General features: G+C 62.0%; 15 protein-coding genes. 11 read left to right on the plus strand and 4 right to left on the minus strand.

Going from position 1 to position 15,708, the window contains the following annotated elements; all coding sequences use genetic code 11:
• Positions 1–5: 5 nt before the first annotated feature.
• Together ASE36_RS03940 and ASE36_RS03945 are read left to right on the plus strand one after the other, a co-directional pair.
• A complete protein-coding gene (locus ASE36_RS03940) occupies positions 6–257 on the plus strand; it encodes a hypothetical protein (RefSeq protein ID WP_062275767.1) in 252 nt (83 codons plus the stop codon).
• A gap of 129 nt (positions 258–386) precedes the next feature.
• The gene (locus ASE36_RS03945; RefSeq protein WP_156378556.1) at positions 387–611 is read left to right on the plus strand and encodes a hypothetical protein; all 225 of its coding nucleotides are present in this window, start codon (positions 387–389) and stop codon (positions 609–611) included.
• Here the strand turns inward: ASE36_RS03945 and ASE36_RS03950 are convergent, their stop codons facing one another.
• Positions 612–1,961: a D-alanyl-D-alanine carboxypeptidase gene (locus ASE36_RS03950; protein ID WP_062275771.1), complete on the minus strand. Its 1,350-nt coding sequence runs from the start codon at positions 1,959–1,961 to the stop codon at positions 612–614. It lies immediately after the preceding gene.
• Between the two features lie 241 nt (positions 1,962–2,202).
• Positions 2,203–2,646, minus strand: a complete 444-nt coding sequence (soxR, locus tag ASE36_RS03955) for a redox-sensitive transcriptional activator SoxR (RefSeq protein WP_062275773.1) — start codon at positions 2,644–2,646, stop codon at positions 2,203–2,205.
• Positions 2,647–2,724: 78 nt separating this feature from the next.
• On the opposite strand from soxR, the gene ASE36_RS03960 reads away from it, so the two are divergent.
• Together ASE36_RS03960 and ASE36_RS03965 are read left to right on the plus strand one after the other, a co-directional pair.
• Positions 2,725–4,221 carry an MFS transporter gene (locus ASE36_RS03960; RefSeq protein ID WP_062275775.1) on the plus strand — a complete coding sequence of 499 codons (1,497 nt, stop codon included), beginning with the start codon at positions 2,725–2,727 and terminating at the stop codon, positions 4,219–4,221.
• Positions 4,222–4,297: 76 nt separating this feature from the next.
• A complete protein-coding gene (locus ASE36_RS03965) occupies positions 4,298–5,344 on the plus strand; it encodes a polysaccharide deacetylase family protein (protein ID WP_062278009.1) in 1,047 nt (348 codons plus the stop codon).
• A 23-nt stretch (positions 5,345–5,367) separates the two neighbouring features.
• Here the strand turns inward: ASE36_RS03965 and pdxH are convergent, their stop codons facing one another.
• Positions 5,368–5,982, minus strand: coding sequence for a pyridoxamine 5'-phosphate oxidase (gene pdxH / locus ASE36_RS03970; RefSeq protein WP_062275777.1), 615 nt, complete (start codon positions 5,980–5,982; stop codon positions 5,368–5,370).
• A gap of 109 nt (positions 5,983–6,091) precedes the next feature.
• Between pdxH and ASE36_RS03975 the strand changes: the two genes are divergently transcribed.
• The 4 genes from ASE36_RS03975 to ASE36_RS03990 all read left to right on the plus strand — a co-directional run bounded on the left by ASE36_RS03975 (position 6,092) and on the right by ASE36_RS03990 (position 9,611).
• Positions 6,092–6,502, plus strand: a complete 411-nt coding sequence (locus ASE36_RS03975) for an RT0821/Lpp0805 family surface protein (protein ID WP_156378557.1) — start codon at positions 6,092–6,094, stop codon at positions 6,500–6,502.
• 222 nt (positions 6,503–6,724) lie between these two features.
• On the plus strand, positions 6,725–7,996 hold the full coding sequence (locus ASE36_RS03980) for a DnaJ domain-containing protein (RefSeq protein WP_062275780.1): 1,272 nt from the start codon (positions 6,725–6,727) through the stop codon (positions 7,994–7,996).
• A 176-nt stretch (positions 7,997–8,172) separates the two neighbouring features.
• Positions 8,173–8,991, plus strand: coding sequence for an enoyl-ACP reductase FabI (gene fabI, locus ASE36_RS03985; protein WP_062275781.1), 819 nt, complete (start codon positions 8,173–8,175; stop codon positions 8,989–8,991).
• Positions 8,992–9,008: 17 nt separating this feature from the next.
• Positions 9,009–9,611 carry a histidine phosphatase family protein gene (locus ASE36_RS03990; RefSeq protein WP_062275783.1) on the plus strand — a complete coding sequence of 201 codons (603 nt, stop codon included), beginning with the start codon at positions 9,009–9,011 and terminating at the stop codon, positions 9,609–9,611.
• A 23-nt stretch (positions 9,612–9,634) separates the two neighbouring features.
• Here ASE36_RS03990 and ASE36_RS03995 read toward each other — a convergent pair whose 3' ends face one another.
• Entirely contained in the window at positions 9,635–9,895 is a 261-nt protein-coding gene (locus ASE36_RS03995; RefSeq protein WP_062275785.1) for a DUF1344 domain-containing protein, read from the minus strand.
• 300 nt (positions 9,896–10,195) lie between these two features.
• Here ASE36_RS03995 and ASE36_RS04000 point away from each other — a divergent pair, with 300 nt between their 5' ends.
• The 3 genes from ASE36_RS04000 (at position 10,196) to ribB (ending at position 15,638) form a co-directional block, all read left to right on the plus strand.
• Positions 10,196–13,258, plus strand: coding sequence for a putative bifunctional diguanylate cyclase/phosphodiesterase (locus ASE36_RS04000; RefSeq protein ID WP_244474657.1), 3,063 nt, complete (start codon positions 10,196–10,198; stop codon positions 13,256–13,258).
• A gap of 175 nt (positions 13,259–13,433) precedes the next feature.
• A complete protein-coding gene (gene aroC, locus ASE36_RS04005) occupies positions 13,434–14,528 on the plus strand; it encodes a chorismate synthase (RefSeq protein WP_062275789.1) in 1,095 nt (364 codons plus the stop codon).
• A 9-nt stretch (positions 14,529–14,537) separates the two neighbouring features.
• Positions 14,538–15,638 (plus strand): 3,4-dihydroxy-2-butanone-4-phosphate synthase, encoded by a 1,101-nt coding sequence (gene ribB / locus ASE36_RS04010; RefSeq protein ID WP_062275791.1) that lies wholly within the window; start codon positions 14,538–14,540, stop codon positions 15,636–15,638.
• Positions 15,639–15,708 lie beyond the last annotated feature (70 nt).

Genomic DNA, 15,708 nt, shown 5'->3' on the forward strand with positions numbered 1-15,708 from the left:
CATCCATGGCAAGCAGACGCCTCCACATTACGCTCAATGAAGACCTCGCCGCCCATGTCGACCGGAAGGTTCAGGCCGAAACGGGCTATGAGACGGCAGAGGCCTATGTCGGGGATCTGATCCGCCAGGATATGGAGGCCGATGATGCCACCGCCGAGTTCGTTCGCGACTTACTGTCCGATGCGGTCAAGGACGGCGAGGACAGCTACAGGGCGGTCGAACCAAGCGATGTCATCCGGCGCAATTCCCTAGGCTAACATGAGCCGGTACCTGTTCCACCCAATCGCAGATGCGGAGCAGGACGAGATCTTTCGCTCCACCCGCAAATGGTGGGGCCAAAGGCAAGCGGAAACCTAATCTACGAACTGCATGCACATCTCGAACTCATGGCGGGTTCTCAAGGTCTCTGGAGAGCGCTGCCCAACCGCTTGGGCATCCTGATCCGCAGCGAGGTCGTGATCTACGTTTCGCGTTACCAGCGACACTACATCTTCTTTCGAGAACTGACGAGCGACGCCATAGGCATCTTGAGGCTCATCGACGTGCGACGCGACATGCCGAAAAAGCTGCGCGCCGACCTCGCGCGGATCGCGGGTGAAGCGATCGAATGATCATCCCCGCGCTGGCATCAGCACGCAGTCGTAGCGCTGGCGCACCAACTTGTCGCAGACGGTGCGGGCTTCGTCCTTGGTGTCGAAACCGGTGAAGCGGGCGCGGTAGAAGGTGGTGCCGTTGCGGGTCACCATCTCGGTATAGGTGTCGAGCGTCTTCAAAGGGCCGCCGACCTTATCGCGGGCGTCGGAAAGGAGTTCCATGGCGGCCTGGGCCGAGGTGGCGGCTGCGATCTGGATCTGCCACTTGCGCTCGCCGGTGATCGAGGAAGCGGTCGCCTGCTGGGCCCCCTGCCCGACCACGGAAGCACCGGCGCCAACATTGGCGCGCGGCGTTGCGCGCGGGATGGCGGCGGTCAGCGGCTGTTCGGCCGGAGCGAGATCGCCTTCGGCATAGGCTGCTGCGATTTCGCCGGTGCCGACACCGGTCGCACCCGCCATGCCCTGGACGGCGGCCATGGCCGACTGGCGCGAGGCGGGAACCGGGATGGCGTCGCCCAAGCGCGCGAGATCTATCTGCACGCCGGTCGTGCGGCTGGCAACGAGTTGGGTTCCCGTCGAGGCCTTCTTGATATTGGCGTCGATCAGCTTTCCCATCAGGCGGTCGCGGCTGGCGGCGGTGCGGCCGCCCATGACAACGCCGATGACGCGACGGCCATTGCTTTCGACTGCGCTGACGAGGTTGAAGCCCGAAGCATTCGTATAGCCGGTCTTGATGCCGTCCATGCCCTTGTAGCGATACATCAGGTTGTTGTGACCATTGATGGTGCGGCCACGGAAGGCGAAGCTCTTGGTGGAGAAGAGTTCGTAATCCTTGGGAAAGTCGCGGATCAGGGCGACGCCGAGGGTCGACATGTCGCGGGCGGTCGTAAATTGCTGGTCGTTGGGCAGGCCGGACGCGTTGAAGAAAGTGGTGTTGAGCATTCCCAGTGAACGCGCTTTGCGCGTCATCAGCGCGGCAAAGCCTTCTTCCGATCCGCCGAGCTTTTCGCCGACGGCGGTTGCTACGTCATTGGCCGAGAGCACTATCATCGCAAGGACCGCTTCCTTGACGGTGATCGAGTCACCCGCCTTGACGCGCAGCTTCGTCGGCGGGCGGGCGGAGGCATATTTCGAGAAGGGAACGGGGCTGTCCCAAGAGAGCTTGCCGGCATGGATCGCGTCGAGGACCATGTAGATGGTCATCATCTTGGTGAGCGAGGCCGGATGGTTCAGCTCATCGGGGTTTTCGGAAGCAAGAACCTCACCGGTGCGCGCATCGAGCAGAAGCTGGGCACTGCCGGCATTGGCCGAGGTCGAGAGAGACAGGATCGCCACGCAAAACGAAAACGCGATCAATAACTTCTTCATGAAAACTCCAAATGCCGCCTGGATTTCGATGATGGATCAGGCTTGCATGATTCTCTCGACGCGCCGTCCCGGGTGCTGCGCTTAGGGCAAGAATGGGGCGACAATCAGCCGGTCAGGATCAAATGCAACCAATGATCCACAGAAGGTGCCTCGATCGTGGTTAGCAGGAGGTTAATTTTGTGGGCGAGTTCTGCCACAGGCGCCCTGCCCCATGCTCTATCTGCCCGAGCCTCCCCGAAGCTTACCTGCGAAGGGCAACGCCGCCCGTGCCCTCCTCTGACAGGGCATCCGCCGGATTGACCAGCTGGCAGCGTTTCATCGACAGGCAGCCGCAACCAATGCAGCCATCGAGATCGTGGCGCAGACGCTGGAGCACGCGGATGCGTGCGTCCAGCCGCTCCGCCCAACCGGTCGCGATGCGGCGCCAGTCGGCCGGCGTCGGGGTTCGACCATCCGGGAGCCGATCGAGGGCCTCCGCCACGTCCGACAGGGGAAGCCCAACCTCTTGCGCCGCCCGGATGAGAGCGAGGCGCCGCAGCACATCGCGACCGTAACGCCGCTGGTTCCCGCCGGTGCGGTCGGCGGTAATGAGACCCTTGCGCTCGTAGAAATGAATGGCCGAAACGGCAAGGCCGCTGCGGCGCGCGACGTTGCCGACACTCAGCAGTGAATTTTCTTTCGCCATGGCTCTTTACCTCAACTTAGGTTGAGGTTGTAGCATCGGAATCCGAACTGACCAAGTCCCTCATTGCAAGGATGTTTCATGCCCGAGACTGCAGTTATTCCTGTCGATGCCGCTCGATCCGGCACCGGTTCTTCGCCTTCGAACCCGACGTTGGCAGAGGCCCTGCCCGACGGCCGCTGGCTCGACCTCTTGGCTCCCCGTCATGCGGCCACCACCGTGATGCTGTGCATGGGGGTGGCACTCTTTGCCTTCAACGGCTTTCTCGTCACCACCGTGATGCCGAGTGCCATTGCCGAGATCGGCGGTGGCAATCTGATCGCTTGGTCGGTGTCGCTCTATCTGATCGGCTCGATCGTCTCGGGCGCAAGCGCCGCAGGGCTGAAGAGCCGTTTCGGCGCAAGACTTGTGATGCTGGCAGCGACCCTCCTGTTTCTCGGCGGCACGCTCGCGGCCGCCCTTGCGACCTCAATGCCGCAGGTGCTGCTGGGCAGAATGGCACAAGGGCTTGGCGAAGGCATTGTTGCTGCTCTCTGCTACGCGCTCATTCCCGCACTTTACCCGGTGCGGCTGGTTCCCAAGGTTTTCGGTGCCGAAGCCATGGTCTGGGCGGTCGCCTCGTTCGGCGGTCCCTTCGCCGCCGGCTGGATCACAGAGACCCTGTCCTGGCGCGCTGCCTTTCTGGTCAATATTCCGCTCGGGCTGATCTTCCTCCTGCTGGCGGTGAAAACGGCCACGCCCAGAGAAAAATCCGACACCGGCGGCCGGATTCCGCTCGCGCCGCTCCTTCTGCTCGCCGCCGGACTGTTGGTGCTGCTGTCCGCGGGTTCGGTGGCTGATCTCGGAGGTTCGGCACTGACTGTGATCGTGGGACTGCTGCTTATAGGGACTAGCGTGATCCGGGACCGCAAGGCGCCGCACCGGCTGATGCCGCAGGGCGCGTTCGGGTTCGGGTCGACCGTCGGTGCCGGCCTCTGGGTCGTGCTCTTGATGCCCGTGGCGCAGGCGACCAGCGCCGTCTACATCGTTTTCGGACTGCAGCATGTGTTCGGCTACGGCCCGACGGCTGCGGGCGGATTCGGCGCGGTGATGGCGATGAGTTGGAGCGTGGTCGCCGTGCTGATCGCCAACCTTTCCTCCCCCTCGGCGCGACGGCGGGCTATCCAGGGTGGCCCGGTGCTGCAATGTGCCGGCATGATCCTTGTCGCTCTTGGGATGACGAAACACTTGCTACCCGTGCTGGTGCTCGGCCAGATCTTTGTCGGGGCCGCCTTCGGCTCGAGCTGGTCCTATCTCAACCAAATGCTAATGGCATCCAGCCCGACCACAGAACGGGACAAGACCTCCGGCCTGCTGCCCACCCTGCAATCGGCCGGTTATGCCATCGGCGCGGCACTGGCGGGCCTTACGGCCAACAGTCTCGGCTTTGCCGGAAGTGCGGACCCAGACCGTCTGGGCTCGGTGCTTTCGGCGACGTTCATGGTGCCAATTTTCTGGACCGTTCCGGCCATCATCCTGGCGCGCCGCGCGGTCCGAAAGGCGGTCGATCCTTGGGGTCCCTCCCCTGCTCCGATTTGAGACAGGCCCATTGAACGAAGCTTAAGGACTTCGCCGTTAGGTTGACCTCGATTTGGAATGGGTGCAGGCGGGGATGATGGCGGGACAGCTGAAGCAGAGGATCAAGCGGGCGGTGATTTCCGCAGGCCTGGAGGTTTCCTTCGGCCTGTCGCGTCTCGGGATCTCCAAGGCGGCACGCGGACGCGGGGTCGTCTTTACGCTGCATCATGTCCGGCCAGCAGAAACAGCCGAATTCCAGCCGAACCGGCATCTCGATGTGACGCCGGAGTTTCTCGATTCGGCGATCACGGCGCTCAAGCGGGACGGTTACCGCTTCATCCGGCTTGACGATATGCCGGCGGCACTTGCGGAGCCGGAGCCCGCCCAACCCTTTGCCGTCTTTACGCTGGACGACGGGTTTCGCGACAACGCCGTCCATGCCCTTCCCGTTTTTGAGCGACATGGGGTGCCGTTCACCATCTTCGTCTGCAAGGGACTGTCGGAGCGCAGCCATAGCATGTGGTGGGAGACGGCCGCCGCGCTGATTGCCAAGCAGAAGCGGCTGACACTCTGCTTGCCTGCCTGCAGGATTGATATGGATTGCGGTACGGTTGGAGCCAAGCAGGCGGCCTTCGATGCCGTGGTTGGCGCGGTGTTTGCCGGCGACGAAGCCAAGGCGGTCGCCCATCTCGACGCTGCCGCCCAGGCCGCCGGCATCAATCCGCATGCGCTGGTGGCGGAAACGGTGATGGACCACGGGGAATTGGAGGCACTCGTCCGCCATCCCCTCGTCTCCTACGGCGCCCATACGGTCAGCCATCGCGGGCTCGGCGCCCTGAGCGATACGGAGATCCTGGCCGAACTGAATGACAGCGCCGATTATGTCGCCTCGATCACCGGGATGCGCCCGGTGACCTTCGCTTATCCCTATGGCGATGCGCGCAGTGCTTCGCCACGCACGGCGGGTTATGCGCAATGGGCGGGCTTCAAGCTCGCCGTCACAACCCGGCCGGGCACCCTCACCGAAGCCTTGCTCGATGCGCCGCAGCTTCTGCCGCGCATCTCGCTCAACGGGCTCTACCAGAAGCCGCGCTATGTGCAGGCGCTGGCCTCCGGCATTCCCTCGCGTCTCAAGAAGGGCTGAAGGCGCCGCTTCCCGAGCCCAACTTACGGGTACATCCGCACCTTCGACCAGCCGTCGCCCTCGCGGCGGAATTCGATGCGGTCGTGCAGGCGGAATTTGCCGTCGTGCCAGAATTCAATCGACTTCGGGATGATGCGGAAGCCGGACCAATGGGACGGGCGCGGCACGTTTCCGAGCGCATATTTCGCCGTATATTCGGCCACCGCCTTCTCCAGCGCGAAGCGGCCTTCGAGCGGGCGCGACTGTTTCGAGGCCCAGGCGCCAATGCGGCTGCCGAGCGGGCGCGACTGGTAATATTCGTCGGCCTCGGCGTCCGATACCACCTCGACGTCCCCGCGCAGGCGGATCTGGCGGCGCAGCGATTTCCAATGAAAACACATTGCCGCCTTTTTCTGGCCGAGAATTTCCTGTCCCTTTTGGCTCTCAAAATTCGTGTAGAAAACGAAGCCGCGAGAATCATACCCTTTGAGAAGCACCATACGCACATTCGGAAGACCATCCGCATCCACGGTGGCCAGCGCTACCGCATTGGGATCATTGATCTCCGAAGCTTCTGCGTCCTTCAGCCAGGTGGCGAACAAGGCAAAGGGCTCGCTCTCTTCGGTAAAGTCACCAGTTGTTAACCCGACTTCTGACATATTGTCTCAATTGCTCCTGATCTGCATACTGGCCGTCGGCGCGAAGCACCGCATGGAAGGGCCCTTGGAAGACATAGCAAAGTCGGTTGAGCGTACAAAGGGTAGCTGCATGCGCAAAACCTCGATGATCTTCGTCATCGCTGCGACACTTCCGCTCGGCGGCTGCTTCGGCAGCAGCATGGACCTGTTTGGTGCAGACAGCGTCGACAGCTCGATCTCGACATCGACCGTCTCCAAAAAGGGTAATCCCTCCAGCCATTCGGACGAACTTACCGTGCAGAGCGCGGTCTCCTCCGTCGACCTCGAAAAGACCGATGGCAAGCCGCTCCCCTGGGCCAATGCCACGACAGGCAGTGCCGGTGTCGTCACGGCCATCCAGGAAGAGAAGGGCCAGGGCTTCATCTGCCGCAACTTCTCCACCACGCGACACTCCTATGAAGGCATCGCCTATTTCTCCGGCAAGACCTGCACATCGGGTAGCGGCAACTGGGAACTTATGAGCTTCGATCGTCGTTCGTAAACGGCGATCCTCTGTAGGGTCGCATTTGAAAGGTTTGCTTAAGCAAGCCGAAAGAATAGCCCCGCACGCACCTGCCTCCTGTAACTTTCGATTAGAGAATTTCGTGCGACGGTTTCGGCCTATTGTTTGCCGCTACCGCCATGTCTGCGGGGTGGTTACCGAATTTTCGCGGACCAAGGCGCCATGAACGGGCCTCTCCGCATTCGATAATTGGTGTCATCAATGCGTGACTTCTATTCGATCCTGGGCGTGAAGCGCGATGCGGGTGCGGACGAGATCAAGGCCGCGTGGCGCACGAAGGCGAAATCCGTGCATCCGGACCAGAACCGGGATGATCCCACTGCGCATAACCGCTTTGCCGAAATGGGCCGCGCCTATGAGGTGCTGAAGGACCCGGCCAAGCGCAGCCGCTATGACCAGCAGCGTTCAAAGGTCGAGGCACTCGAGCGCGAGCAGACCATCATGCAGCAGCGCAACGCCGCCCGCGAGGCCGCCGAAAAGGCGAAGATCGCCAAGGCAAATGCCGAGCGCATTCTGGCTGAACTGGCTCAGGCCGAGGCGGAAAAGGCGAAGGCCGAAGCCGCTGCCGCCGCCAAGGCCGAGGCGGCAAAGGCTGCCAAGCAGGCCAAATCCGCAAAGCCAGATCCGAAGGCCGAGGCCGCAAAGACCAAGGCCGAGGGCAGCACTGCCGACAATGGCGCAAAGCCAGCAGCGGAAGGCCCGTCTGTCGAAGCCGGCAAGTCCCAGACGGCTGGGGCCGGCGGGGCGAGTGCGAAATCCGAAGGGCCGGAGGACATCGTTTCCCGCATCTTCGGCGACAGCCCGGAGGCTGCGGTGGCTGCCGAACAGCTGAAGCGCGACCAGGAGGCGGCCGACCTCAATGACGGCATCCCGTTGCGCACATCAAGTTCGCCGCTCCTTGCCCCGATCGAATTGTTCAGCTCTCTCGTGCGGCGCCTGCGCGGCACCCCTCCTCCGCCACCACCGGAAAAGGCACCCGATGTCTTTGCCGAGGCGATCGTTGCGATCTCCGACCTGCTCGAACAGAAGGCTGTGCCCGTCACCCTCACCGACGGACGGGAGGTACGTGTGCCGCTCAGCGGCGCCACCGAAGGCCATGTGGTCAAGCTGAAAGGCCAGGGTCTCAAGTTCCAGGGCCTCCTCAGAGGCGACCTTGCCGTCACGATCCGGATCCTGCGCAGCGAACGCTTTGTCGTCGACGGCCATGACATCAAGACGGTCCTGCCGATCACGCTTGAAAATGCCGTGCTCGGTTGCGAGACCGAGGTCGAGGGTCCAGAGGGCATGGTCAAGGTGACCGTGCCGCCATGGTCGAATTCCGACCAGGTGATCCGCGTGGATGCGCTGGGACTGCCGGATGGCGATGGCGGACGCGGCGAGCTCGTGGTGGAGCTGCGCGTCATGCTCTGGGAAAAGCCCGACGAGAAGGTGACGGATCTGATGCGCCTGATGCGCGAAGGGCTTTACCTCTGAGCATAATCCCTGTGGGCGCCGATAAGGGCGCCTGCAGCCACTCTCGCCGAATTCATTCGAAGTTTCAAAGATACAGCCGTTGTCGCCCCGATCACGGCCGGTGTTCCGCTTCAAACTTGAACGACGGAACGGCCTATGCCATAGGCAACTCCACTTGACAGTTTAGGGGATCCATCATGGTTCAAGGTTCAGGCCTCATGGCCGGCAAGCGCGGCGTCATCATGGGCGTTGCCAACAATCGCTCCATCGCCTGGGGCATTGCCAAGGCCTGCCGTGAACAGGGCGCAGAGATTGCGCTGACCTGGCAGGGCGATGCGCTGAAGAAGCGCGTCGAGCCGCTGGCTGTGGAACTCGATGCCTTCCTCGCCGGCGATTGCGACGTGACCAATCTCGACAGCATCGATGCGGTGTTTGCCAATCTTGAGGCGAAGTGGGGCAAGATCGACTTCGTCGTCCACGCGATCGCCTTTTCCGACAAGGACGAGCTGACCGGCCGCTATATCGACACGACGCGCGACAACTTCGCCCGGACGATGGATATCTCGGTCTATTCCTTCACGGCGGTTGCGGCGCGCGCCGAGAAGATCATGAATGATGGCGGCTCGCTTCTGACGCTCACCTATTACGGCGCCGAAAAGGTCATGCCGCATTACAACGTGATGGGCGTTGCGAAGGCTGCCCTGGAAGCGTCCGTGCGTTACCTCGCCGTCGACATGGGCGGTCGCGGCATTCGGGTCAACGCGATTTCTGCCGGCCCGATCAAGACGCTTGCCGCCTCCGGCATCGGCGATTTCCGCTATATCCTGAAATGGAACGAGCTGAACTCGCCGCTGAAGCGCAATGTCACGACGGACGAGGTCGGCTCTTCGGGCATGTATCTGCTTTCCGACCTGTCGAGCGGCGTCTCCGGCGAAGTGCATCACGTTGACTGTGGCTATCACACGGTTGGCATGAAGGCCGTGGACGCGCCCGACATCTCCGTCGCCAAGGACTGAAACCGGGGTCTGAAGCCGTGCTCATCTACATGATCCGTCACGGCCAGACCGACTGGAACGCCGAAGGGCGGATGCAGGGGCAGAAGGATATCGGCCTCAACGATATCGGCCGCGCCCAGGCGAGGGAAAACGGGCGCAGGCTCGGGCAGATCCTCGGTGATACCGCCCGCGGCTACGATTTCGTCTCCTCTCCCCTCTTGCGTACGCGCGACACCATGGAACGGGTGCGCAGCGCCATGGGCCTGCCGGCAGAGGGCTACCGCATCGACGACCGCTTGAAGGAACTCTCCTTCGGAGACTGGGAAGGGTCGACCTTGGCCGAACTCGCTCAAGTCTGGCCCGAGCGGGTGGCGGAGCGGGCGCGGCAGAAATGGAGCTTCATCCCGCCCGGCGACGATGCGGAGAGCTACGAAATCCTGTCCTGGCGGATCGGCGCCTGGCTGACATCCGTGGAACGACCAACGGTCTGCGTCAGCCACGGCGGTGTGATCCGCAGCTGCTTCCGGCTGATCGGAAATGTCGATGAGGACGAGGCCTGCGAGATGAACATCCCGCAGAATAGGATCTTGAAGATCGAAGGCGCCACGGCGTCATCCGCCGCCACAATCGGCTGGATCTGACGGGTCGTCAGGCTCGCGCTTGATTACTGCACGACCTCAAGATCGTCGATGACGCGTTTGCCGTCCACTTCCGTGTAGAAGACGATAACCTTCTGGCCTTTTTCCAGCCCCTCGAAATTGAACTCATCGGGAACCGTATAGGTCTTGCCGTCATCGAGCATCAGGCTCATGGCGTCGACGTTGACGGCTGCGATCGTTGCCTCGACGTCGTGACTGCCGGCATAGGCGGCAATCGGGGACAGGAGGCTGGCTGTACCAAGAAGCAGGGAGATCAGGATACGCATACGAACCACCTTCGACCAAATCAATGCTGAAAACGAGTACAAGATAGGCCTCCGGAATATGGCAAAATTTGCCCCACGACGTGTTCTTTCGGTGGGATTGTGGAGAGGAACGCAGCTGTGATCAAGCCATGGCACAAGTTTATCCCGCTCCTTTGGTCAAGCTGCACTGCAGCAATCGCAAGGCCAAGACCTAACTTCTTCGTGCGCCCCAATACTACTGCGCGCAAAACGTGAGGCACCTTCGAAATTCTAAATTAACCGCCGTCGCATAGGGTTACCCGAGGTAGGGTTTAAGGGTTGGTGGCGTTGCGTAACTTGAAGGCGGGGACAAAATCCGACGGCAAATGGGGCAACGGCATCTATTTGCTGGCAGGCGGAGCCTTCATTGGCGCACTCATAATCGCCGCGGGCTTCATGATCGACCGCGACACCGCCGCCCATGAGCGCAAACGCGTCGAGCACATGGTACAGGACGGGCTGGAGCATGCGGGCGCGGCCATCCGCCATCGGCTCGACAGCGACATTCGGCTCGCCATGGAAATGGCTGATGACATCGGGGACGATCCGATGCTGTCCCCGATGGAATTCAATCGCACTGTCGCCAAGCAGATGGCGGAAAACCCTCACTATCGTGCGATCCGGCTGCAACCGCTCAATGAACCCGACCGCATGGCCTTCGATCCGAAGATCGACAGCGACGGCCGCTCCCTGTCGATCGACATTCCCGTGCCCCCGATGTCTTGGCAGAAGTCTCGCCAGTGGCAGTCGCTGCGAATCGAAATCGATTCCGTAGATTTCCTGCAGGCCGTACAGATCCGCAACGAGGACACCGAGATCGGTCACGCCGAGGGCAGTGGATTGAAGATTGCCGTGGCACAGGTGGCCCCCACCGGCTCCGTCGATGTCATTTCGGGCGATCCGGACCTTTTGAACGACACACCTCTGACCATGCGGATCGATATCGACGACCTGTCGCTCGTCGTCTTCGCGATGCCGGAGGAAGGCTGGGATGGGGCGATGAACCGGCTCCTGCCGAGCCGCCTGCTTCTGACGTCCGGCATTTCAGCCATGATGATCTCGATCCTACTCGCCATCGTGCTGTTGCGGGAACGCAATCTCAACATCCAGCGGCTGCGCGCCCGCGAGGAGCGCTTGCTGGAACTGTCGCAGCGTTTCCAGCTGGCGCTGGAGACCTCGAATATTGGGATATGGGAGATTGACGAAACTACCCATTCGCTTCTCTGGGACAAGCGCACCGCCGGTCTGCATGGCCTGCCGGAAAGTCTGGACGAGGAAGAAGACCGGCTGGCCGACTGGTATGGTGCCATTCAGCCGGAGGATCTCTGCCGGGCCGAACAGCTCTATTTCGACAGCGTCATTGCCCGCACCACCGACAGCTGGGACATCGTCTACCGCCTGCCGCTTGCCGACGACAGCTTCCGCTACCTGCGCTCGGTGGGTGCGCGCGCGCTCGACGGTCGCATTACCGGGATCGTCTGTGACATCACCACCGATACCCTGCTGACGCAGTCGCTGAGCCGGGCCAAGGAAAACAGCGACATCAAGAATGCCGAGCTTGAACTGGCGCTTGAGGAATTGTCGAGCCGCGAACACCAGCTGGCCGAGGCGTCGCGCCGACTGGACCTGGCGCTCGGATCTTACAATTGCGGCACCTGGGAAGGTGACCCGGTTACCAAGACTGCCGTCTGGGACGAACGCATGCACCAGCTTTACGGCCTGCCCTACAGCGACAAGCCGGTGCCGGAGCATGTCTGGCTGTCGCGCCTCCATCCGGATGAGCGCGGCGAGATCCAGCTGGCCGCCAAGCGCGCCTCGACCCTCGATCACGTGCTCAACACGACGCAGAAGGTCGTTCTGCCGAACAACGAGATCCGATACATCCGCTCCGTCGGCCAGCCGCATATCGGGCGCGACGGGCGCAAGAAAATGATCGGCATTGCCTTCGACGTAACGGCCGACGCCCTGCTCGCCGAGCAGATGCGGGCCGCCAAGGCGGAAGCCGACATGCGCAACATCGAGCTGGAACTGGCCAAGAACCGCATCGAGTTCAATGCGCTGCACGACCCGCTGACGTCGCTTGCCAATCGCCGCAAGCTCGATCTGGAGCTCGATGGCTTGAGCCGGGGCCATGCCACTCAGCGCGCCAAGTTCGCGATCCTGCATCTCGACCTCGACCGTTTCAAGGAGATCAACGACACGCTGGGCCACGCCGCCGGCGATGCCATGCTGGTGCATGCCGCCGAAATCCTGCGCCGCCATGTGCCGCGCGGCGATCTGGTGGCGCGCATCGGTGGTGACGAATTTGTTGTTCTGGCACGCCGTTCGACGACCATGGAGGAGCTTGCCAATCTCTCCAGCCAGATCATCGAGGCGATGCGTCATCCGATCGATTTCGAAGGCTTCGACTGCCGCTGCGGTGTGTCGATCGGCATTGCCCAGGCTTCCGGCCTGATGCCAGATGCGCGCAAGGTTCTGATCAATGCCGACATCGCGCTCTACCAGGCCAAGGAAAAGGGCCGGAATTGCTACGAATTCTTCACGCCTGATCTGCAGGCCAACATCGTTGCCAAGAAGCGCATGGCCGACGACATGCTGGCCGGGCTGGAGCGCGACGAATTCATCGTCTGGTACCAGCCGCAGTTCGAGGCCGGCAGCATGCAGCTCTGCGGGGCCGAGGCGCTGGTTCGCTGGCGCCATCCCGATCGCGGTGTTCTGGCCTCAGGCAACTTCCTCAAGGTCGCCGAAGATCTGAACGTCATGGCCCGCATCGACCAGCTGGTCCTGCAGACGGCGCTCAAGGACCAGATGCGTTGGACGGCGATGGGCATGGCCGTGCCGAGAATCTCGGTCAACGTCTCGTCGAAGCGACTGCATGACGAGAACCTGATCGAGCAGTTGCAGGGGCTTGCGATCACGCCGGGTTCGATCTGTTTCGAGCTGGTGGAGTCGATTTTCCTGGATGAAAGCGACACCAAGGCGTCGGAAAATATCGAGAAGATCAAGACGCTCGGCATCGACATCGAAATCGACGACTTCGGCACCGGTCACACCTCGATCGTCTCGCTTTTGAAGCTCAAACCCAAGCGGCTGAAGATCGACCGCCAGTTGGTCATGCCGATCACGGTGCAGCCGCAGGAACGCAGCCTGGTGCGCAACATCGTGGAAATCGCCCGCTCGCTCGGCATCGAGACGGTGGCCGAAGGCGTCGAGACGCATGAGCATGCCGGCATGCTCAGGCAACTCGGCTGCGACTATCTGCAGGGTTATGCCTTTGCAAAGCCGTTGTCGTTTGACGACTTCACCCGCTTTGTAAACCGCCTGCCGCAGCAGAAGGCCTCGTAACTGCTGGCATCGGTGCCCGTCTTCTCCGCTTAGACACTGCGTCTTGGCGTTTTCGGCTCCGTGCCGCGTGAAAGCGCTTCACAGACTTCGACCATTTGCTCTATGAGAGTTGCCATCCAAGGCAAGCCCCGCTTGGAGACGTTCCGGCGGGGGGAAATGAGTGGTTCGTCAGCCCATGTCGCACAATACCTTCGGTCACCTCTTCCGCGTCACCACCTGGGGCGAAAGCCATGGGCCGGCGCTCGGCGCGGTCGTCGATGGCTGCCCTCCGGGCGTCCGTTTCGCGCAGGAGGACCTGCAGGTCTTCATGGACAAGCGCAAACCCGGTCAGTCGCGTTTCGTGACGCAGCGGCGCGAGGACGACATCGTCAAGGTGCTGTCGGGGGTCATGCCGCAGGAAGACGGCACGATGATCACGACCGGCACGCCTGTGTCGCTGTTCATCGAGAACACCGACCAGCGCTCCAAGGATTACGGTGATATCGCCAAGCGCTACCGCCCCGGCCATGCCGACTATACCTATGATCTCAAATACGGGATCCGCGACTATCGCGGTGGCGGGCGTTCGTCTGCCCGCGAGACGGCTGCCCGTGTTGCGGCCGGTGCGCTTGCCAGGCTTGCCATGCCCGGCGTCACCATTCGCGGCGCCCTCGTGCAGATCGGCACGCACAAGATCAACCGCGACAACTGGGACTGGGCCCAGGTCGACCAGAACCCGTTCTTCTGCCCCGACGCTGCGATGGTTCCGGTCTTTGAGGACTATCTTGACGGCATTCGCAAAGCCGGCTCTTCCGTCGGCGCTGTCATCGAGGTGGTCGCGGAAGGCGTGCCAGCGGGAATCGGCGCGCCGGTCTATGGCAAGCTGGACCAGGACATTGCGTCCGGTCTGATGTCGATCAACGCGGTCAAGGGCGTCGAGATCGGCAACGGCTTCGAGGCGGCCGAGATTACCGGCGAGGAGAATGCCGACGAGATGCGAATTGGGGCCGACGGCAAGCCCGTTTTCCTGTCGAACCACGCCGGCGGCATTCTGGGTGGCATTTCGACGGGAGAGCCGATCGTGGCGCGGTTTGCGATCAAGCCGACGTCCTCGATCCTCACCGAAAAGCGCTCCATCGATGCCGATGGCAATGAGGTCGATGTGCGCACCAAAGGCCGTCACGACCCCTGTGTCGGTATTCGCGCCGTTCCTGTCGGCGAGGCGATGCTCGCCTGCATCATTCTCGACCATATCCTAAGAGACCGCGGCCAGAACAACCGCACAAGGTGAGGACCCCGCATGAGCTATGACCAGAAACGTGTCGTCGAAGCCCTTCGCGCCTTCGAGGCGGGCGAAATCGTGGTGGTCATGGATGATGACGGACGCGAGAACGAAGGCGATCTGATCGTCGCCGCCGTTCATTGCACCGCCGAAAAGATGGCCTTCATCGTGCGTCATACTTCGGGCATCGTCTGTGCTCCCATGCCGAAGGAAGAGGCCAAGCGGCTGAACCTTTCAGCCATGGTCGCGGAAAACGACAGCGCACACACGACAGCGTTTACCGTCTCCGTCGACTTCAAGCACGGCACGTCGACGGGCATTTCGGCCGATGACCGGACGCTCACGGTCCGCAATCTCGCCAACCCCAATGTCGGGGCTTCCGACTTTGTCCGTCCCGGCCACATCTTTCCGCTGGTGTCGCGCGAGGGTGGTGTGTTGATGCGGTCCGGCCACACGGAAGCGGCCGTCGACCTCTGCACTATGGCCGGGCTTCCGCCAATCGGCGTGATCTCGGAACTGGTCAATGACGATGGTACCGTGATGCGCGGGCCGCAGGTGGCGGCCTTTGCCGAGCAGCACAGACTGAAGCAGGTTTCCGTCGCCGATCTCATCGCCTATCGCCAGCGCAAGGAAACGCTGATCGAACTCAGGTCGAAGTTCGAAATCCAGACGCCCTATGGTCCTGCCAAGGCCTATGCCTATTCCCTGCCCTGGGATCCGATGCAGCATCTGGCCGTCGTCTTCGGCGATATTCGCGATGGCGAGGACATTCCGGTGCGCCTGCATCTCGAAGATGTCGGCCGCGACGTGTTCGGGGCGGAGCGGCAGATCGATGGCGTCATGAAGCGGATCGCTGAAAAGGGCCGCGGCGTTGTGGTCTACCTGCGCGAAGGTTCGGTCGGCGTCGGCGCTTCGACCACGGCCCGCAGCGGCAAACATGATCGCGAGGCGCATAGCGAAGCGCAGGCGCGTGAGAGCGAATGGCTGGAAGTCGGGCTCGGTGCGCAGATCCTCAAAGATCTCGGCGTCAACTCGATCCGGCTGATGGCTTCGCGCGAGCGGCATTATGTCGGACTTGAGGGGTTTGGCATTCAGATCTCGGGGACGGAGATCGTCTGAGGGCCTTCGGTTCCTTCTTGATCCGTTGATGCGCATGCGGCGGCTTGCAGTTGCCTGATCACCCTACCCC

Source organism: Rhizobium sp. Root274 (assembly GCF_001429245.1).
GTDB lineage: Bacteria > Pseudomonadota > Alphaproteobacteria > Rhizobiales > Rhizobiaceae > Allorhizobium.